The sequence below is a fragment of the Pedobacter sp. MR2016-19 genome, assembly GCF_014947265.1.
Lineage (GTDB): Bacteria > Bacteroidota > Bacteroidia > Sphingobacteriales > Sphingobacteriaceae > Pedobacter.
This window is the reverse complement of sequence record NZ_JADCNK010000004.1, coordinates 254459-273074: the sequence shown is the minus strand read 5'-3', so window position 1 is coordinate 273074 and position 18616 is coordinate 254459. Positions and strand designations below refer to the sequence as shown.

The 18616-nt window shown below is 37.5% G+C and carries 19 protein-coding genes; 12 read left to right on the top strand and 7 right to left on the bottom strand.

The genetic code is table 11. The annotated features are described in order from the left end of the window. Nucleotides 1–157: 157 nt before the first annotated feature. From ilvC to IM793_RS08155, 9 genes are all read left to right on the top strand, one after another. Nucleotides 158–1639: a ketol-acid reductoisomerase gene (ilvC, locus tag IM793_RS08195; protein WP_193420534.1), complete on the top strand. Its 1482-nt coding sequence runs from the start codon at nt 158–160 to the stop codon at nt 1637–1639. A 60-nt stretch (nt 1640–1699) separates the two neighbouring features. Beyond that, nucleotides 1700–3106 carry a 3-isopropylmalate dehydratase large subunit gene (gene leuC, locus IM793_RS08190; RefSeq protein ID WP_193420533.1) on the top strand — a complete coding sequence of 469 codons (1407 nt, stop codon included), beginning with the start codon at nt 1700–1702 and terminating at the stop codon, nt 3104–3106. 83 nt (nt 3107–3189) lie between these two features. Beyond that, nucleotides 3190–3483: an antibiotic biosynthesis monooxygenase gene (locus IM793_RS08185; protein ID WP_193420532.1), complete on the top strand. Its 294-nt coding sequence runs from the start codon at nt 3190–3192 to the stop codon at nt 3481–3483. A gap of 78 nt (nt 3484–3561) precedes the next feature. Continuing rightward, nucleotides 3562–4149 (top strand): 3-isopropylmalate dehydratase small subunit, encoded by a 588-nt coding sequence (gene leuD, locus IM793_RS08180; protein WP_193420531.1) that lies wholly within the window; start codon nt 3562–3564, stop codon nt 4147–4149. A 70-nt stretch (nt 4150–4219) separates the two neighbouring features. Next, nucleotides 4220–5683 (top strand): ATP-binding cassette domain-containing protein, encoded by a 1464-nt coding sequence (locus IM793_RS08175; protein WP_193420530.1) that lies wholly within the window; start codon nt 4220–4222, stop codon nt 5681–5683. A 142-nt stretch (nt 5684–5825) separates the two neighbouring features. Then, entirely contained in the window at nt 5826–6917 is a 1092-nt protein-coding gene (gene leuB, locus IM793_RS08170; protein WP_193420529.1) for a 3-isopropylmalate dehydrogenase, read from the top strand. Between the two features lie 10 nt (nt 6918–6927). Continuing rightward, a complete protein-coding gene (locus IM793_RS08165) occupies nt 6928–8088 on the top strand; it encodes a 2-isopropylmalate synthase (RefSeq protein WP_193420528.1) in 1161 nt (386 codons plus the stop codon). 304 nt (nt 8089–8392) lie between these two features. Next, nucleotides 8393–9643: a threonine ammonia-lyase IlvA gene (ilvA, locus tag IM793_RS08160; RefSeq protein WP_193420527.1), complete on the top strand. Its 1251-nt coding sequence runs from the start codon at nt 8393–8395 to the stop codon at nt 9641–9643. Nucleotides 9644–9800: 157 nt separating this feature from the next. After that, the gene (locus IM793_RS08155) at nt 9801–10151 is read left to right on the top strand and encodes a cupin domain-containing protein (RefSeq protein WP_193420526.1); all 351 of its coding nucleotides are present in this window, start codon (nt 9801–9803) and stop codon (nt 10149–10151) included. 145 nt (nt 10152–10296) lie between these two features. Here the strand turns inward: IM793_RS08155 and IM793_RS08150 are convergent, their stop codons facing one another. Further along, nucleotides 10297–10857 (bottom strand): DUF4230 domain-containing protein, encoded by a 561-nt coding sequence (locus IM793_RS08150; protein ID WP_193420525.1) that lies wholly within the window; start codon nt 10855–10857, stop codon nt 10297–10299. Between the two features lie 135 nt (nt 10858–10992). On the opposite strand from IM793_RS08150, the gene IM793_RS08145 reads away from it, so the two are divergent. Further along, entirely contained in the window at nt 10993–11406 is a 414-nt protein-coding gene (locus IM793_RS08145; protein WP_193420524.1) for a hypothetical protein, read from the top strand. Between the two features lie 62 nt (nt 11407–11468). Here the strand turns inward: IM793_RS08145 and IM793_RS08140 are convergent, their stop codons facing one another. After that, nucleotides 11469–12677, bottom strand: a complete 1209-nt coding sequence (locus IM793_RS08140; protein ID WP_193420523.1) for an ATP-binding protein — start codon at nt 12675–12677, stop codon at nt 11469–11471. A gap of 93 nt (nt 12678–12770) precedes the next feature. Continuing rightward, the gene (locus IM793_RS08135; protein ID WP_193420522.1) at nt 12771–13763 is read right to left on the bottom strand and encodes an ABC transporter ATP-binding protein; all 993 of its coding nucleotides are present in this window, start codon (nt 13761–13763) and stop codon (nt 12771–12773) included. Nucleotides 13764–13886: 123 nt separating this feature from the next. Here IM793_RS08135 and IM793_RS08130 point away from each other — a divergent pair, with 123 nt between their 5' ends. Next, the gene (locus IM793_RS08130) at nt 13887–14171 is read left to right on the top strand and encodes a DUF6364 family protein (protein WP_116251742.1); all 285 of its coding nucleotides are present in this window, start codon (nt 13887–13889) and stop codon (nt 14169–14171) included. Next, nucleotides 14161–14577, top strand: coding sequence for a PIN domain-containing protein (locus IM793_RS08125; protein WP_193420521.1), 417 nt, complete (start codon nt 14161–14163; stop codon nt 14575–14577). Before IM793_RS08130 ends, IM793_RS08125 begins: the two co-directional genes overlap by 11 nt. Before the next feature lie 116 nt (nt 14578–14693). Here IM793_RS08125 and IM793_RS08120 read toward each other — a convergent pair whose 3' ends face one another. The 4 genes from IM793_RS08120 to IM793_RS08105 all read right to left on the bottom strand — a co-directional run bounded on the left by IM793_RS08120 (nt 14694) and on the right by IM793_RS08105 (nt 18521). Then, nucleotides 14694–15479 carry an outer membrane beta-barrel protein gene (locus IM793_RS08120; RefSeq protein WP_193420520.1) on the bottom strand — a complete coding sequence of 262 codons (786 nt, stop codon included), beginning with the start codon at nt 15477–15479 and terminating at the stop codon, nt 14694–14696. A gap of 105 nt (nt 15480–15584) precedes the next feature. Then, a complete protein-coding gene (locus IM793_RS08115) occupies nt 15585–16340 on the bottom strand; it encodes a hypothetical protein (protein ID WP_193420519.1) in 756 nt (251 codons plus the stop codon). After that, nucleotides 16321–16890 carry an RNA polymerase sigma factor gene (locus IM793_RS08110; protein ID WP_025146912.1) on the bottom strand — a complete coding sequence of 190 codons (570 nt, stop codon included), beginning with the start codon at nt 16888–16890 and terminating at the stop codon, nt 16321–16323. Before IM793_RS08110 ends, IM793_RS08115 begins: the two co-directional genes overlap by 20 nt. A 473-nt stretch (nt 16891–17363) precedes the next feature. After that, nucleotides 17364–18521, bottom strand: coding sequence for a hypothetical protein (locus IM793_RS08105; protein WP_193420518.1), 1158 nt, complete (start codon nt 18519–18521; stop codon nt 17364–17366). Nucleotides 18522–18616 lie beyond the last annotated feature (95 nt).

The following is an 18616-nucleotide window of genomic DNA, read 5'->3' as shown; positions in this document are numbered from 1 at the left end:
TGTAATCACCTCATCTGTGTAATCAACCCGAAGGAAAAAATTGGAAGATGTGAGATGGAAAATAGATAAAATCGGTGAAATCACTTCATCTGTGTAATCAAACCGAAGGAAAAAGAATATATAACGATAATTAAATAGAAATTAACCAATAAAAACAATGGCAAATTATTTTAACACATTACCTCTTAGAGAAAAATTAAATCAATTAGGTGTTTGCGACTTCATGGACAGTTCTGAATTTCTGGATGGCGTTAGCGCATTAAAAGGCAAAAAACTGGTAATTGTTGGTTGCGGTGCACAAGGCTTAAACCAAGGTTTAAATTTAAGAGATAGTGGTTTAGATGTAAGCTACACTTTACGTAAGGAAGCAATTGAAGGCAAACGCGATTCGTGGAAAAATGCAACTGAAAATAATTTCACTGTTGGCACTTATGAAGAACTGATTCCAGATGCAGATATAGTAATTAACCTTACTCCAGATAAACAACACACTGCTGTTGTAAATGCAATTATGCCTTTAATGAAAGAAGGTGCCACTTTGTTATATTCTCACGGTTTCAATATCGTGGAAGAAGGTATGCAGATCCGTAAAGATTTAACCGTAATTATGGTTGCACCTAAATGCCCGGGTAGTGAGGTTAGAGCAGAATATGTTCGTGGTTTTGGTGTTCCTACTTTAATTGCAGTTCACCCTGAAAACGATCCTCAAGGTAAAGGATTGGCACAGGCTAAAGCTTATTGCGTAGGTACAGGCGGCCACAGGGCTGGTGTATTAAAATCATCTTTTGTAGCTGAGGTAAAATCAGATTTAATGGGCGAGCAAACCATTCTTTGTGGTTTATTGCAAACAGGCTCTATCTTATCATTTGATAAAATGGTAGAAAAAGGAATCGATGCTGGTTATGCTTCTAAATTAGTGCAATATGGTGTTGAGGTTATTACCGAAGCTTTAAAACAAGGTGGTATTACTGCCATGATGGACAGGTTAAGCAATGTAGCGAAAATCAAAGCTTTCGAAATTTCGGAAGAATTGAAAGACATTATGCGTCCATTATTCCAAAAACACCAGGACGACATTATGAGTGGTGAATTTAGCCGTACCATGATGGAAGATTGGGCAAATGGTGATAAAAACTTATTAAAATGGAGAGCTGAAACGGGTGAAACTGCTTTTGAAAAAACACCTGCTGGTGATGTTAAAATCGGTGAGCAGGAATATTTTGATAACTATACTTTAATGGTTGCTTTCGTACGTGCCGGTGTTGAATTGGCCTTCGAAACCATGGTACAGGCAGGTATCAAACCAGAATCTGCTTACTACGAATCGTTACACGAAACGCCACTTATCGCAAATACCATTGCACGTAAGAAATTGTTCGAAATGAACCGTGTAATTTCTGATACTGCGGAATATGGTTGTTATTTATTCGATCAGGCTTGTAAACCACTTTTAGGCGATTTCATGAAAAAAGTAGATACCGATTTAGTTGGTAAAAACTTTAACGAAGGCAAAGATGGTGCGGTTGACAACAGAAAATTAATTGATGTTAACGAAGCTATCCGTTCACACGAAGTAGAGCAGATTGGCGCAACGTTGCGTAAAGCAATGACTGCAATGAAGGCGATTAAAACAGCATAGTAAACTTACAAACCTCGCAGGTTTTAAAAACCTGCGAGGTTTAAATAATTATATAAAAAGATGTCAAAAACATTAGTAGAAAAAATTTGGGATGCTCACGTTGTAAAAAGTGAAGAAGGATTTCCTGATATTTTATACATTGATACACACTTAATACACGAGGTAACTTCTCCGCAGGCATTTGATGGCTTGCGCAAAAGAGGTTTACCTGTTTTTCGTCCAAAGCAGACTGTAGCAACAGCTGATCATAACGTACCTACCTTAAATCAGTTATTACCAATCAAAGAAGAGCTTTCGCGCTATCAGGTTGATATGCTGACTAAAAACTGTGCAGAATTTGGTGTAGAACTTTATGGCTTAGGACATCCCTTTCAGGGTATTGTACACGTTATCGGTCCTGAACTGGGTATAACGCTACCAGGTAAAACTATGGTTTGTGGCGATAGCCATACCTCTACCCATGGTGCTTTTGGCGCTATTGCATTTGGTATAGGCACTTCGCAGGTAGAGCAGGTTTTTGCAACGCAATGTTTATTGCAGTCGAAACCTAAAACCATGAAAATTGAGGTAAACGGCGAACTTGGAAATGGTGTTGGCGCAAAAGATATTATCTTATACATTATCGCCAAAATCTCTGCAGCGGGCGGTACAGGTTATTTTATTGAATATGCAGGTTCGGCAATCGAGGCTTTAAGTATGGAAGCCCGAATGACCATCTGTAATATGAGTATTGAAATGGGGGCGCGTGGTGGATTAATTGCACCCGACCAAACCACTTTCGATTACATTAAAGGAAGAGAGTTTGCTCCTGCCGGCGAAGAGTGGGATAAAGCTTTAGCATATTGGAAGACACTATATAGCGATGCTGATGCAAAATTCGATAGTGTTTTAACTTTCGATGCAGCAGATATTGCACCTATGATTACCTACGGTACAAACCCTGGAATGGGCATGGGTATTCAGGAACATATTCCAGCAACTGGTGCACAGCCAGAAAAAGAAAAACTTTCGTACCAGAAAGCACTGGATTATATGGGTTTTGATGACGACTCTTCTTTGATCGGAAAACCGGTTGATTATGTGTTCATCGGAAGCTGTACCAACTCCCGCATTGAAGATTTACGTGAAGTGGCTGATTTTGTTAAAGATAAACGCAAAGCAGATAACGTAACGGTTTGGATTGTACCAGGATCGAAGCAGGTAGAACAGCAGGCCAAAAACGAAGGTTTAGATAAAATTTTCGAAGCCGCTGGTTTCCAATTACGTGAACCAGGTTGCAGTGCGTGTTTAGGGATGAACGAAGATAAAATCCCGGCAGGTAAATACTGTGTATCTACATCGAACAGAAACTTTGAGGGTAGACAAGGACAAAATGCACGTACTTTATTGGCTAGCCCGCTTACCGCAGCAGCAGCAGCAGTAACCGGAAAAATTACTGATGTAAGGGATTTTTTGGAGAAAGTTTAAAATAACTGTCATGCTGACGAAGGAAGCATCTGCAAGCTAAGAAACAGATTCTTCGTTCCTCAGAATGACAACTTTTAAAATATATGATACTAGAAGTTGCCATATTAAATGTAAAAGCCGGATTATCGGCTGATTTTGAAAAAGCTTTTAGCGAAGCGCAAAAAATCATTTCCTCAATGGAAGGTTACATTTCGCACCAGCTTCAAAAATGTGTAGAGGTAGAAAACAAATATATCCTGTTGGTAAACTGGAAAACACTGGAGGCACATACCGAAGGTTTCAGAGGATCGGCAGAATACCAGGATTGGAAAAAGTTATTACATCACTTTTATGATCCTTTTCCAACAGTTGAACACTTTACCAAGGTAGAAGGCTGAAGCTTTATTATAAATATTAAATCAATGAAATCACCCCAATCGGTGAAATCATTTAATCTGTGTAATCATCATTAAAAAATGAAAAAATTCACAAAATTAACATCGGCAGTAGTGCCTTTAAACATAGAGAACATTGATACCGACCAGATTATTCCTGCGAGGTTTCTAAAAGCGACTACACGCGAAGGTTTCGGCGAGAACCTATTCCGCGATTGGCGTTACAATGGCGATAATACACCAAAACCAGAATTTGTAATGAACAATCCTACCTATAGTGGTCAGGTTTTAGTGGCAGGAAAAAACTTTGGTTGCGGTAGTAGTCGCGAGCATGCTGCTTGGGCTATTCAGGATGCAGGTTTTGACGCCGTAATCAGCAGTTTCTTTGCCGATATCTTTAAAGGAAATGCATTGAACAACGGTTTATTGCCTATTCAGGTAAGTGAAGAATTTTTGGCGCAGATTTTCAAAGCCGTTGACAGCAATCCAAAATCAGCTTTAGCAGTTGATTTAGAAAATCAAACTGTTACGATTGTAGAAACTGGTACTCAGGAATCATTTGAAATCAATCCTTACAAAAAATCATGCCTGATCAACGGTTATGATGATATCGACTTTATCCTGGCACAAACAAAATTAATAGCAGAATTCGAAGAGGCCAGAGGATAGAAACAGCTAAAAGACCAAAGAAAAAAACCAGTGTAATCACTTAATCAGTGTAATCACCCCGAAAGGAAATATGAAAGAAAGTTTCGTCAGCATTAAAAATTTAAGCTTAAAGTTTCAGCAAAAAGCTGTGCTAAGGGATTTGAATTGGACCATTAATCCAGGCGAAAATTGGGTATTGGGAGGAATTAGTGGAAGCGGAAAAACCTCTTTAGCTAAAATAATTGCTGGCTTACAAAGTGCACCTGGAGATGTAAAAATTTATTTTGACCGCGAAAGTCTATTACCTGCTGAAACCTTGTTTGTCGAAAGCTGGTACCAGTTTAAAAATCTGGAAGGTGTTGCAAATTTTTATTACCAGCAACGTTATACCAGTCAGCAGGCTAAAGAAACTTTAACCGTTCATGCAGAACTGGTTGGTTATGGTAATGGAAAAGGACTTCATTTCGATCAGGTTGAACCGATATTAGAAGCTTTGGGTTTTGCAACATTTGCCAGTTCACAATTAATTGAATTATCCAGCGGCGAACACAAAAAATTGCAACTGGTAAAGGCACTTTGGTTAAAACCGCAGTTATTAATTATCGATCAGCCCTATACTGGTTTAGATTCTGCTTCGCGCAAAAACCTGAACATTTTACTGGATCAGGTTGCAGAAGAAGGTGTTCAATTGATCTTAATTTGCAACGACAGCGAATTACCAGACTGCATTGATTCTTTCGCTGAAATAAGAGATGGCCAATTAGTTAAAGTAGATGCTTTAGAAAGTTCAGCTACCGAAATCCATTTAAGAGAAATTCCGGATTTCTTAAAAGAATCTCCTGTTTACAATTCTGATGATATTGTAAAAATGGTTAATGTAAACATTAACTATGGCGAAAAGCAGGTTTTAAAAAATATCAACTGGGAAGTTAAGGCGGGAGAAAAATGGCTTTTGCAAGGACATAACGGTTCAGGAAAATCGACATTACTGAGTTTAGTGAATGGTGATCATCCACAATCTTATGCCAATGAGCTTTATTTATTTGGCAACAGGCGTGGAAGCGGCGAAAGTATATGGGATATTAAACAGCATATCGGCTTAATATCACCCGAGTTTCACTGGTATTTCGATCCAACCGCCACCGTTTGGCAAAGCATCGCTTCTGGTTTTTATGATACTGTAGGTTTATTCCAACAATTACCCTATACCAAAAGCACACAGGTTGATGAACTGGTAGAATATTTTGGACTAACTGAAAATAAAAATGAATTATTAACCGCACTTCCACTCGGCGAACAGCGGCTGGTATTGTTAGCGCGGACGATTATAAAAAACCCGGAACTGTTAATTCTGGACGAACCTTGCCAGGGCTTAGACCAACAGCAAACACAGCACTTTAACCAATTGGTTGATGAATTATGCAGCAATGGGATGACCTTAATTTATGTTGGCCATTTTGAATCGCAGCTGCCAACCTGCATAGAAAAAAGAATATTGTTAGAAAAAGGCGGGGTAAAAGTCGTCGAAAGTTTAAACACAGAAATATTAAGCTGATGCAAAATTAACCACAGATAAAAAGGATGAACACAGATAAAAATCTAATGATTCGTGAAGCCACGAAGCGTAGCAGAAATAGATTTGTATTTATCGGTAAAAATCTGTGGTAAAAACAGCAGCAGCAAAAGAGGAGTCAATAATGAAGAAGAACATTTTAGTAATACCTGGAGACGGTATCGGACCCGAAGTAACCACTTGGGGAAAAACAGCATTAGAAAAAATTGCTGAAATTTTTGGCCACGAATTTACGTTTGACGAAGCTTTAATGGGCCATGCGGCTATTGAAGTTACTGGCGAGCCTTTGCCGGATGAAACTTTAGAAAAAGCAAGAAAAAGCGATGCGATCCTTTTCGGAGCAATTGGTCACGCCAAATACGATAACGACCCAAGTTTAAAAGTTAGACCTGAACAAGGCCTTTTAAAAATCCGTAAAGAACTTGGTCTCTTTGCCAATCTCCGCCCGATATTACTATTTGATGAACTTCTTCAGGCATCGAGCATTAAACCAGAAATTTTAAGAGGCACCGATATTTTATTCTTCCGCGAATTAACCGGAGATGTTTACTTTGGAGAAAAAACACGCACGGAAGATCGCAATACGGCTTCAGATTTAATGATTTATCACCGTTACGAAGTAGAGCGCATTGCACATAAAGCTTACCAGGCCGCACAGCAACGCAACAAGAGATTATGTTCGGTAGATAAAGCAAATGTTTTAGAAAGCTCACGCCTATGGCGCGAAACCGTTCAGGAAATTGCTAAACAATACCCTGATGTAGAAACCGAGCACATGTTTATTGATAATGCAGCGATGCAGTTGATCAAAAACCCTAAAAAATTCGACGTGGTTTTAACGGCCAACTTATTTGGTGATATTTTAACCGATGAAGCTTCGCAGATTGCAGGTTCAATGGGAATGTTAGCTTCAGCATCTGTTGGCGAAAGCACAGGTTTCTTCGAGCCAATCCACGGTTCCGCACATGATATTGCGGGTAAAGATTTAGCCAATCCATTGGCCTCTATCCTATCGGCAGCTTTAATGCTGGAAATTGGTTTCGGACTTAAGGAAGAAGCCAAGCTATTGGTTGATACCATCGATCAGGTATTAAAAGAGGGCTTTAGAACCCATGATATTGCCGATCAAAACACAAACCGTTTCAAAGTTTTAGGCACCGCCGAAATGGGCAAATTGGTAATTAAATTCTTATCACAAAAATTAATCACTTCCTAAACTTAAGATTATGATTCACGACCCAAACAAAGTTTATATTTTCGACACGACATTGCGTGACGGCGAGCAGGTTCCAGGCTGCCAGTTAGATACAAACCAAAAAGTAGAAATCGCAAAATCACTTGAGCTTTTAGGTGTTGATGTGATTGAAGCTGGTTTCCCGGTATCAAGCCCAGGCGATTTTAATAGCGTAATCGAATTATCGAAAGCGGTTACCAACCCGATTATCTGTGCCTTAACCCGTGCAAACAAAAACGATATCGATGTTGCTGCAGATGCTTTGCGTTATGCCAAAAGACCACGGATCCACACCGGAATTGGCTCATCTGACTTCCACATTAAACATAAATTTAACAGTACCCGCGAAGAAATATTGGAACGTGCTGTAGAAGCCGTGAGGTATTCGAAAAAATTTGTGGAAGATGTTGAGTTCTACGCAGAAGATGCCGGCCGTGCCGATATTGAATTTTTAGCTAAAATGGTTGAAGCAGTTATTGCTGCAGGTGCAACTGTGGTAAATATTCCTGATACCAATGGTTATTGCTTGCCAGACCAATATGGTTCTAAAATCCTTTATTTAAAAGAAAACGTAAAAAATATCGATAAAGCCATTATCTCTGTGCATTGCCACAACGATTTAGGCTTGGCTACCGCAAACTCAATTGCTGGCTTGCAAAATGGTGCCCGCCAGGTAGAATGTACCATTAACGGTATCGGAGAGCGCGCTGGCAATACTTCTATGGAAGAAGTCGTCATGATTTTGAAAACGCACAAAATTTTGGGTTTAAACACCCAGATTGATACTACCCGTTTTTACGAAATGAGCCACATGGTGAGAAACCAGATGAACATGCCAGTACAACCAAATAAAGCGATTGTTGGAGGAAATGCATTTTCGCACAGTTCAGGTATCCACCAGGATGGTTTCTTGAAAAACCGCGAGAACTACGAAATTATTAAACCTGAAGATGTTGGTTTCCCTGATGCTACAATTGTATTAACGGCAAGAAGCGGTCGCCATGCTTTAAAACATCACTTAGACCGTTTAGGCCATAAACTAGAAAAGGATCATTTAGATATTGTTTACAAACAGTTTTTAGTTTTGGCTGATGGCAAACAGGGCATTAATGACCAGGATTTAAACCAATTGGTTGCTTTACACTTAGCTTAATGCGATACGGGTTTGGTGTTGAGCGGTAAGCGTTTTAATTTGACGCACCGACTCCGCTTCCCTAAACCTGATAGCAGTGGAAATACTTTTTAATTGCGCAACCCTGGATACAATGTTATGCTGAGGCACGAAGCATCTGCAACCGATGAAACAGACTCTTCGTTCCCCAGCATTACAGTGGTTTTAAAAGATTGGAACGAATAGCAGGACTGCAATAACCGAAAAGCACCAAACCCTGCTTTACAAAAACATATAAGTGAATTTAAGTCTTGATACTTGATTCTCTATACCTGATACTACAACAATGAATACTACAACACCACATACACTAGATTTTAAATCTGCATCAGAAAGGCTTAAAGGCGTGGTAAAACGTACCCCACTTGAGTTTAATGCCGGACTTTCTTCTCACTACAACGCCAACATTTATTTAAAAAGAGAAGATTTGCAGATTGTACGCTCTTATAAATTACGTGGTGCCTACAATAAAATCAGTTCACTACCTCAAGAATCGTTAGTTAACGGTGTGGTTTGTGCAAGTGCGGGCAACCATGCACAGGGCGTAGCCTATTCATGCAAAAAACTCGGCATCAAGGGTGTTATTTTTATGCCAGAAATTACCCCGAAACAAAAAGTTAAACAAACCTACATGTTTGGTGGCGACAGCGTAGAAGTCATTTTAGTTGGCGATACCTTCGACGATTGCCTGAAAGAAGCGCTGGCCTATAGTGCCGAAAAATCGGCTACTTTTATTCCACCTTTCGATGATGAAAAAGTAATTGAAGGACAGGCAACGGTTGGTGTAGAAATTTATGAAGACCTGCCTGATTTAGACATTTTAGTAATGCCTGTTGGCGGTGGTGGTTTGGCCTCGGGCGTGAGTGCTTATATGAAAACGGTTAAACCCGATGTAAAACTGGTTGGTGTTGAGCCGCTCGGTGCACCATCGATGGTTACGGCCATGGAACACGGCGGCCCTTACACTTTAGAAGAAATAGACCGCTTTGTGGATGGTGCTGCTGTAAAAAGAATCGGCCACATTACTTACGAATATTGTAAGGAACTTCTTGATCAGATGCATTTAATCCCTGAAGGAAAAATCTGCACAACCATTTTAAAGCTGTATAACGAAGATGCCATTGTGGTAGAACCTGCTGGTGCACTATCTATAGCCGCATTAGATCAACTGAGAGATCAGATCGCAGGTAAAACTGTAGTTTGTGTTGTTAGTGGCGGAAACAACGATATAGAGCGCATGCAGGAGATTAAAGAGAAATCTTTACTTTTCGAGGGCTTGAAACATTATTTCATTGTACGTTTCCCACAGAGACCAGGTGCTTTAAAATTATTTGTAAACGAGGTTTTAGGCCCGCAGGATGATATTACCCGTTTCGAGTTTATCAAAAAAACGAATAAAGAAAACGGCCCCGCGTTGGTGGGCATAGAACTTTCGAACAAAAATGATTATGCCAGCTTGTTGCAGCGTATGAAAGATTTTAAATTTGAAATTATTGAACTAAACCAGGATCAGACTTTGTTTGAGTATTTGGTTTAATGGTCTAATCTTTAACCGCAAAGGGCGCAAAGTTTTTCGCGAAGTACCCAAAGGCGGTTCGTCATTCCCAACTTGATTAGGAATCCTAATGCAATCGCTTTAAGATTCCCGCCCACGCGGAAAAGACGACAATTCTTTTAATATATACTTATAAAAAATGAATTTCAAAGACTTAAGCAACAAAACATTAATTTCAGATAGCGATATCGACTGGGAAGATTTAGGTGCAGGCGTTAAACGCAAAATTATGGCTTACGATGACAACCTGATGTTGGTCAAAGTAGAATTTGAAAAAGATGCCATTGGTACCATTCACAATCACCCTCATTTACAGATGAGTTATGTGGCCAAAGGAAGTTTTGAAGTGAGTATGGGCGATGATAAGAAGATCTTAAACGAAGGAGATGTTTTCTTTGCCCCATCAAACGTTTTTCATGGTGTGGTTTGCCTGGAAGCCGGCTTATTGGTTGATATTTTTAATCCGCATCGGGAAGATTTTTTGAAGTAAGACCGGTGATCGTCATTTCGAGCGGAGTGCAACGCAGTCGAGAAATCTATCTCGAGGTAGATCTCTCCGCTCTACTGCGTTCCGGTCGAGATGACGACACTATGTGTAAAGATCGCTAGGAACCTTATATCCTCAACTCTAAGCCCTACTCAAATGTAAACTTTACATTTTTATAACCCAATCCTTCAATAATTGGCTTAAGCACTATTGTCGCATTGGTTTTCGTCTGTGCTAAAATGCTCGATTTTTTAACTTCTGTAGTAATTTGTCTTTCGGCTGCTTTATAAGCTTCGTCTACTAAACTGGCCTCGCGGAAGAAAGCCATCTTTGTATCGTAAACACGTGAGTTTTTATGGTCGATTTTTACATAACAGATTTCGGGCTGTGGTAAATTTACTACAGCAGTGTCCGCATCAATGCTAATATCTTCGCGGGTAATTTTGGTAAGGTCGATACAGCCTACCGCCTCGGCTTTTACAATCAATAAAATACTGGCTTCAGGTAAAAAATCTGTTTTATTTTTGTGCTCCAAAACGTCACTAATCTGATATCTCACTAGTTCCAATTTACCAATAGCCTCAATTTTCTCTACCAGAAGCTGATGTTTGCTTTCTACAGTAGTATTGATACTAAACTTTTTGGAAATAAATAAGTAACCTGCAACGACTAAAATTAACCAGGGTAAAAGTCGGAAAAAGAGCTTCATATTTTAAAAATATTGGGTAATAACATTTGTGTATTTAATCTGTTGCACAATAATTAATCCATTATTCACACTAAATATTTTTTTGGCAAAAGATTTGTAATACCAATATCACACACACAAATAAACAAAATCAAAATGAAAAAATTTACCATCTTAATGCTTTGCATCGCCACACTAGGTCTGGCCTCTTGCAAAAAAGAAACTGTTTATCAAGAACTAAGAGCCAAAACGTATAATTTTACAATCAATTCCAATGAATGGTTACGTAACAGCAATGGGAGTTACTCTGTAAGTAAGGCCTTATCCGCAATTGATGGCGTAACATTGGATGATGAAGGCGTACTAGTCTATTTTGAACACCCTAGTGATCCAAATGGTGATATCCAGTTGCCTTATACATTCAATTACAATGCTTTTAGCTATAAAGTTTCTAATGGAGGTTTAAGGTTTGATGTTCAAGATACCAATAATTTAACAGCTACTGTACCACCTAACTACAATACTTTAGTAAAAGTTGTTATTATTCCGTCTGATTACGCTGGAAATTAAAAACATCTAAACGCTAAAAAACGACTAATGTTCAATTGAATGTGGTCGTTTTTTTTTATGCTCTAATTTTCCCACATTAAAAAGTCACGGATGTAAACATGTTGTATCCCTTGATATGTATTGCCATTAAATTGACTATTGGTAATTACATATTTTGGATAGTTGTTGTCAATCTGTAGTAGGTTTTCAAATTCGCGCTTAATTGTTGCTTCATCTTCTAATTTTAAGGCAACCTGGATATAAATAAATTCACCTTTGCGCTCACCAATAAAATCAATTTCCTTTGTATTTACTGTGCCAACTTTTATTTTGTAGCCCAAATACAGAAGATGATTATATACTACATTCTCGAGTAGTTTCCCTACATCCTGCGGCCTATATCCAATAATAGCATTTCTAATGCCTGTATTTTCAAAATAAAATTTACTACCTGTTTCAAAAATCCTTTTCCCAATAATATCATAACGGTCTATCTCATGAATAATATATGCATTTACCAAATACTTGGTATAAGTTTGTATTTGATTCGGGGCTATATTGGTTTGTTGAGATTTAAGAAAATCGCTTATTTTTTTTGCGGAAAACAAACTTCCAATATTATCTGCCAGGAAAAGAACGAGTTTTTCCAAGAAATTAGTATTTCTCAGATTATATCTCGAAACAACATCCCTGAATAATATAGTGGTATAAATGCTATTAAGATATTCGAAAGCCTGCTCATTTAAAGTTAGGTTAATTAGATAGGGTAATCCACCATACTTAAAATAGTATTCCATATTTTTATCACTATTCTTCAATTTATGAAACAATAAAAATTCAGAATACGACAGACTATAAATAGTAAATTCAATGTATCTTCCGCTTAAATAAGTTGCTAACTCTCCCGAAAGCAATTTTGCGTTGCTACCTGTAATGTAGATATCGTTATTTTGATCGAGTAAAAGTGATCTTAATGCTTTTTCAAAATCAGTTATATCCTGTATTTCATCTATAAATATGTAATTATACAGATCAGGTTTTACTTTTAATAGGATGTAATCATTTAAATCACTTGCATTTTGAATAAAATCGAACTGTAAATCTTCTTTATTAATGTAAATAATATTTGCATCCCTATCCTGTTCAATAATATTGTTTATAATCTGAAAAACCAGATAACTCTTTCCCACCCTACGTTGCCCTGTTAAAACTTTAATCAGATTTTTACGTATGAAAGGTTGTATTTGGTATATGTACTTATCGCGATTTAAAACATCAATAGGTATATTCATATTGTAATCATAACTATAACTAAATCAAATATACATAAAAGTTATAATTATAATTATAACTTTTGTAAAAAATCATCAAATATATAATTACATTTAAAACTCTAAATACCGACTAATGTTCAGCTGAACATGGTCGTTTTTTTTATGCTCTCCCCTGTTCAACTGTAAGACCCGAACGCTAACGCCATTTCTTTCTAACAGCAATTCGTCATAAAATCCTTTATAGTAAACATCTTTTACTTCAAAACGTCTACTGCTCCAATTATTGCTGATTTCTGCCCATTCCGGATAAAAAACTACATTTCCTGCAAAAGTTTTTAAGCCTATTTTCTCTGCATCCCCACGAGACAAAACAACTGCATTGCCTAAAATTTGAGCAGTATAAATATGTTTTGGATTTTGATAAATATCTATAGGCCTACCTGTTTGCAAAAGTTCGCCGTTTCGCAAAATGAGTAATTGGTCGGCAAGAAATAAACCATCAGCAGGGTCGTGAGAGACAAGAATAACTGTTACGCCAGTTTCTGCTGCAACACGTTTTATATCAGCCCTTAGCTGGTTTTTAAGCAAGGCATCAACCTGGCTAAAGGGTTCGTCTAATAGTAAAACCTGCGTATCGGCAACCATTGCCTTTGCTATGGCCACGCGCTGCTGCTCGCCGCCACTAAGCTCTATTATTTTTTTGTTCTGTAATGGAAGAATCCGCAGATGTTCCATGATAGCCAAAGTTTTTTCGGCCTTGGTTTTCAGATCCGTATTCGATAACTGTGAGGCAATATTATCGTAAACTTTAGCGTAAATATTTAACGAAAAATCCTGCGTCACCATTTTCATCTGCTTGTGGCCAGGAATCAATTGTTCATCCGGACCTTTAACCCTTTGGTCTTCGAAAAAGATTTCACCCTCATCTGTTTTCAGCAATCCGTAAATGGATTTCAGTAAAGTCGATTTTCCGCTACCGCTCTCGCCGATAATGGCCACGACATCACCCCTTTTTATCTCGAAACTTACATTTTTAATTCCACCGGCCTGTTCTGCCTGATATTGCTTGGTTAAATTTTTAACGCTGATTAAGGTATTGCTCACGCGGTAAAGATAGTGAATAAGCTTAAAGTGGAAAGACTAAAGCTCAAAGCAAAATACACGTGTGTTTTTTTAAAATTTTGCACGTACAATATTATTTATTTAACTTTAGATAAATAAAAGATTATGAATGCAAAATTAACCCTGACAATAGATGAATCTGTTATAAAACGGGCAAAAATATATGCACAGCATCAAGGTAAGAGCTTGTCATCAGTAATAGAAAATTTACTAAAATCAGTGACTCAAAAAGAAGAAACTGTAAGTAAGGATATTGAACTTTCTCCGCTGATAAAATCATTAATGCTTCGCCCTAAAGTAGACTTACCTGAAGATTACGACTATAAAAAAGAACTGGAAAAAATCAGAGATGAGAAGTATCAAAAGTATTTAAATAATAATGAAAAATAACATACTGATTGATTCAGATATTTTACTCGATTTTTTCCTAAAAAGGGAACCTCATCTTGATCATTCAGCCCAAATTCTAAATTTATGCGCAAATAGGGTAATTAATGGTTTTGTTACAGGCTTAATTATAGCAAACATATACTATTTGTTGAGAAAACACTTTCAACATAAAGACATTTTGGCCGACTTCAAGATTCTATTTACGTTTTTAGATATTTTAATTATTGACAAAAATGTTATTATGGAATCCATCGATTCAGAATTTTCTGATTTTGAAGATGCACTCCAAAATTTCTCTGCGGAAAGCAATGGTTTAATTAACACTATAGTTACCCGGAATATTAAAGATTATAAAAAGAGTAAATTAAGTGTTTTAACTCCTGAAATGTTTCTAAAAACATTATAAAACAAAAAATCCTGTCTCGCCTAACCGAAACAGGATCTGTTCATTTGGTGTGTATTAAAGTTTTAACCTCTCTGTCCTTCGGACATCTCTCCTGAAGGAGAGAATTAATCAACTCGTTAATTTAATCCGAAAGTAACCCCGAAACTCATATTCTTTAAGCCAGCTTGTTGAGCAGTAGTAAACATGTCGTTAAAGTAATATTTGGTAAACAATCCTATACCTCCGTAACCAAATCTAACTGTACCTCCGTAACGAACCGATTGAAAGTGGTAGCTATCATATTGTTTTTCTTTACCACGTTCTTCGCTTATCTGTTTAATTTTTCCATTTAGCAAAAAGCTAACCTCCGGACCTAACACCAGGTAAAATCTTTTACCGTTTTTGTTTTCGCTGGTACGGAATTCGAAGTTTAATGGAATATGTACATAACTGCTGGAGAAACGGTTTTTAGAGAAATGTACTGGTGATTGATCAGTATAAACAAACTCGTTAGAATTTTTAGCGATCGTAATGTCTTTTCTTAAACGGATTAAAGTCCAGTCAAATCCTCCTGCTACATAAACTTTAAAGTTAGAATTAAAGCGGTAGCCAAACTGTAAAACATCAAAAGAGAATGTACTGGTTTTTCCACCTTTGTAATCTAAAAAATCATTATTAGGAGATAAATTAAAACTTCCATTGTCTATCAATCTGGAAAATCCCCAATCAACCCTGGTAAAAGTGATTCCACCTACAAAACGGCCTTTTTTTGCTGAATCTGCTGATTTTGTAGTAATCATAATACCATGGCCTTCACTATAATCCATTTTCTTTTTGGTGCTGTCTTGTTGTGCAAAAGCACCTGGAGCCATAACACCGGCAAGCCCGCTTACCAAAAGTGTTGTAAATATTAGACGTTTCATATCTGTGTGTTGTTGAGTTATTAAATGAGTGAATTATTGAATGTTGTAAAGTTTAAATGTCGAATACTGCTAACTAAAAACTGTTAATTGTAAACTGACAACTGTTTACTTCTTATTACGTTTGCCTATTTTAAACGGACCGATATTGATTGATGACAAAGAAGAATCATCATCATCAGTACGGAACTGAATTAGCTTATCTTTTCTTTTATCCATTTTGTTAACAATCAGGTTTACTACATCGCCAACGTTGCGGATACCTTTATTGTTCTGTTCGTTTTCGTTAACAGGATCATCCGTTTTAATCGCTGTAGGGTTAGCAACTATTACCGTTTCTTCTTTAGGTTGCAGAATAGCCTCTTCGATTTTCGTTCTAATATCTTTTTTAGGCTCTTCAACTTTAGCCACAATGGTTTCTTGCTTTTGCATTTCAGGGGCCGTAATTATTCGCGGTTGCTCTAAAGCAGGTTTATCTTGTTTCACCTTTGTTTTGTCAATAGTCCTTGCTGGTTTAGCCTCAACTGGTAAAATTGGTGCAACATCTATGACCGGTTCAACTACTACAGGTGGCTGATCTTTTACAACTGGTGTTTCCACTACTGGCTTAGGCTTTTCAATTGTATTATTGGCTAATTGTTTACCCTTATTAATATTATTCTGCTGTTGATAAAGCAAAATCCCAACTGTGGCGATAAGCAAAACCGCTGCAGCCGATAACCAATAAATTGGTATAATTCTTTTCTTCTTAGGTATTATTTTACTTTCTATATTGCTCCATAAATCTCTCGAAGGTGTAACTTCCGCATCAACAAAAGCATCTTTAAATAACTGATCAAAATCTTTATCCCGTATAGGTTGCATAACCAAATCCCTCCATTTTTATAATTTCTTCTTTTAATATTGCCCTTGCTCTCGACAGTTGCGATTTACTCGCGCCTTCTGAGATCCCAAGCGTTTCTCCAATTTCTTTGTGCGAATAACCTTCAATTACGTACATGTTAAAAACCATTCGGTAACCATCTGCCAGTTTTTGTATCACCTTCATTAAATCCTGCATCCCTAAAGTTCCAAAATCAAATCCGGTTGATGGTTGCTCGTAAGCCTCATCTATTTCTACAACATTTAAGCTGCGTAAATTTTTACGGTAACTTTCAATTGCAGTATTCACCATAACCCTTCTAATCCAGCCCTCAAAAGAGCCATCGCCCCTATACTCTTTTATTTTCTGAAAAATTTTAATGTACCCCATCTGCAGCACATCTTCTGCCTCCATTCTATCTTTGGCGTAGCGCATACAAACGGCCAACATCTTCGATGCAGTTTGCTTGTAAAGCAGCTCTTGCATCTTCCGGTCGCCAGCTTTGCAGCCTTCCATCAAATCGTTTATCGTATAGCTTCGCGTCAATTTCATTGTGTGTTTGTATATAGAAGATGGGCAATTACAAACAATGGTTGCATGGGGTGAGAAAAAAAGTTAAATAAAGTTAAATTTAGAAATATAGCTATTGATTATCAGACAGATATGATTAAAATAATTTTCAAGAAAGATATAGTTTTTTGATTTGAAAAGCAAAGACAGGAGCATTTTTGAGGTGTTAGTCCCGCTATCCGCTGCAATCTTTTTTATACTTCTGTCATGCTGAGGCACGAAGCATCTGTTTCATCGGTTGCAGATGCTTCGTGCCTCAGCATGACAGTATATTCAAGGTTGCTACAGAAAAAAGGATTTCCACTGCTATCGGGTTTAGCAGGCAGGGACTTCCGAAGTTTCAAAGGGAGTTGGGCGCAGGGGTAACTTCGGAAGTCTACAAACAACAAACCCCGCAGGTTTATACCTCGGGGTTTGAAATGATATGAGTTTAGCAACCCTAAACCTTACACCTTTTACCTCTCAGCTTTCTTCACCTTAAACAATTTGAAATCCTGTTTATAGGTCAAAAAGAAGGAATGGTTAAACTGAAGTTGTTTATCGGTATGATCAAGATCGATATGCGGTTCGAAACGAACATCAAGATATAAATGCGGAATTAATTCTTTTTGGTACGCATAACGCAACGAAACAATGTTTCTTGAACTTTGCCTCAAGCCCGGACTGTACAGGTTATCTGAAACCGATTCATAAAGTGGCATACCTTTAATCGAAATAAAGTTATTGCCCTTCCAGTAAGAAGCAACCAAACTGCCCCACTTACTTTCTAAACCAGCATTTAACCATAAACCAAAACCACCTTGGTAAGCCCTTCTTTTGTCGGGCGAGAAATCTTTGTAAACGGCAATATAGTTATCAGTATATACCTGTTTAATATTGGAATTAATAGCTTTATGCAGCTTTATACCTGTTGCGCCATTAAACATGGTGGTAATCGGGATTTCTTTTAACACATCAATTTGTCCGCCCTGGTGAAAAGCTAAAAACTGTGCAGGAATACTCAATTTCCAGTCGTCATTTTTGATTAAGAAACTTTCGGTTGATAAACCACCAATAATCTCTTCTTTAGCCGGATCACCTTTGTAGATCATTTTTTGCCAGGCAATCCAGGCATCTAAGGTAAATTTCTTACGCTCAACCAATAATTGCGTTCCATATTCAATCGGCGTAGTTAAAGTTCTTTCGAAATCGTATAAAGGTTCAATATATTTATGCTGAATGTTTCCTTCTAAACTACCAAAAATTAAAGTGAGGTTACGCTTATGGTATTTTAAGCTGAATAAAGGTTTAGCATCAGAAATCCCGTTCCGCCCGAAATCTTTTCTGATAAAAGCACCAGCAGTAATGGCAAGATTAGGATGCGCATAATAAACAATTTGAGGTTGCAACTGTGTTCCGTACAGGGTATAACCGTCATGAAAATCGTTGGTATACTCGTAATTACGGACGTAGTTTAAATTGTAGAAATTGAAGTGAACCTCATTAGTTAAGCTGCTATCAGGACGGATCCTGTTTTCGAAGGCTGATTGATTAAACTGTGCCGAAGCAAAATAAGAACTGAAAAGAAAAGTTATTAAGATTAAGGCCATTTTCTGACCTGTAGTTGTAAACATGAGCTTGGATTTTATCGCCCAAATTTAGAATAGTTTTTCGTTTATTTAACCGCAAAGAACGCGAAGTTTACGCAAAGGAAACAAAGTTAACATAG

Bases quoted from the DNA above. Each gene is read 5' to 3' on its own strand.
- ilvC (WP_193420534.1), top strand. From the start codon at position 158: ATGGCAAATTATTTTAACACATTACCTCTTAGAGAAAAATTAAATCAA.
- leuC (WP_193420533.1), top strand. From the start codon at position 1,700: ATGTCAAAAACATTAGTAGAAAAAATTTGGGATGCTCACGTTGTAAAA.
- IM793_RS08185 (WP_193420532.1), top strand. From the start codon at position 3,190: ATGATACTAGAAGTTGCCATATTAAATGTAAAAGCCGGATTATCGGCT.
- leuD (WP_193420531.1), top strand. From the start codon at position 3,562: ATGAAAAAATTCACAAAATTAACATCGGCAGTAGTGCCTTTAAACATA.
- IM793_RS08175 (WP_193420530.1), top strand. From the start codon at position 4,220: ATGAAAGAAAGTTTCGTCAGCATTAAAAATTTAAGCTTAAAGTTTCAG.
- leuB (WP_193420529.1), top strand. From the start codon at position 5,826: ATGAAGAAGAACATTTTAGTAATACCTGGAGACGGTATCGGACCCGAA.
- IM793_RS08165 (WP_193420528.1), top strand. From the start codon at position 6,928: ATGATTCACGACCCAAACAAAGTTTATATTTTCGACACGACATTGCGT.
- ilvA (WP_193420527.1), top strand. From the start codon at position 8,393: ATGAATACTACAACACCACATACACTAGATTTTAAATCTGCATCAGAA.
- IM793_RS08155 (WP_193420526.1), top strand. From the start codon at position 9,801: ATGAATTTCAAAGACTTAAGCAACAAAACATTAATTTCAGATAGCGAT.
- IM793_RS08150 (WP_193420525.1), bottom strand. From the start codon at position 10,857: ATGAAGCTCTTTTTCCGACTTTTACCCTGGTTAATTTTAGTCGTTGCA.
- IM793_RS08145 (WP_193420524.1), top strand. From the start codon at position 10,993: ATGAAAAAATTTACCATCTTAATGCTTTGCATCGCCACACTAGGTCTG.
- IM793_RS08140 (WP_193420523.1), bottom strand. From the start codon at position 12,677: ATGAATATACCTATTGATGTTTTAAATCGCGATAAGTACATATACCAA.
- IM793_RS08130 (WP_116251742.1), top strand. From the start codon at position 13,887: ATGAATGCAAAATTAACCCTGACAATAGATGAATCTGTTATAAAACGG.
- IM793_RS08125 (WP_193420521.1), top strand. From the start codon at position 14,161: ATGAAAAATAACATACTGATTGATTCAGATATTTTACTCGATTTTTTC.
- IM793_RS08120 (WP_193420520.1), bottom strand. From the start codon at position 15,479: ATGAAACGTCTAATATTTACAACACTTTTGGTAAGCGGGCTTGCCGGT.
- IM793_RS08115 (WP_193420519.1), bottom strand. From the start codon at position 16,340: ATGCAACCTATACGGGATAAAGATTTTGATCAGTTATTTAAAGATGCT.
- IM793_RS08110 (WP_025146912.1), bottom strand. From the start codon at position 16,890: ATGAAATTGACGCGAAGCTATACGATAAACGATTTGATGGAAGGCTGC.
- IM793_RS08105 (WP_193420518.1), bottom strand. From the start codon at position 18,521: ATGTTTACAACTACAGGTCAGAAAATGGCCTTAATCTTAATAACTTTT.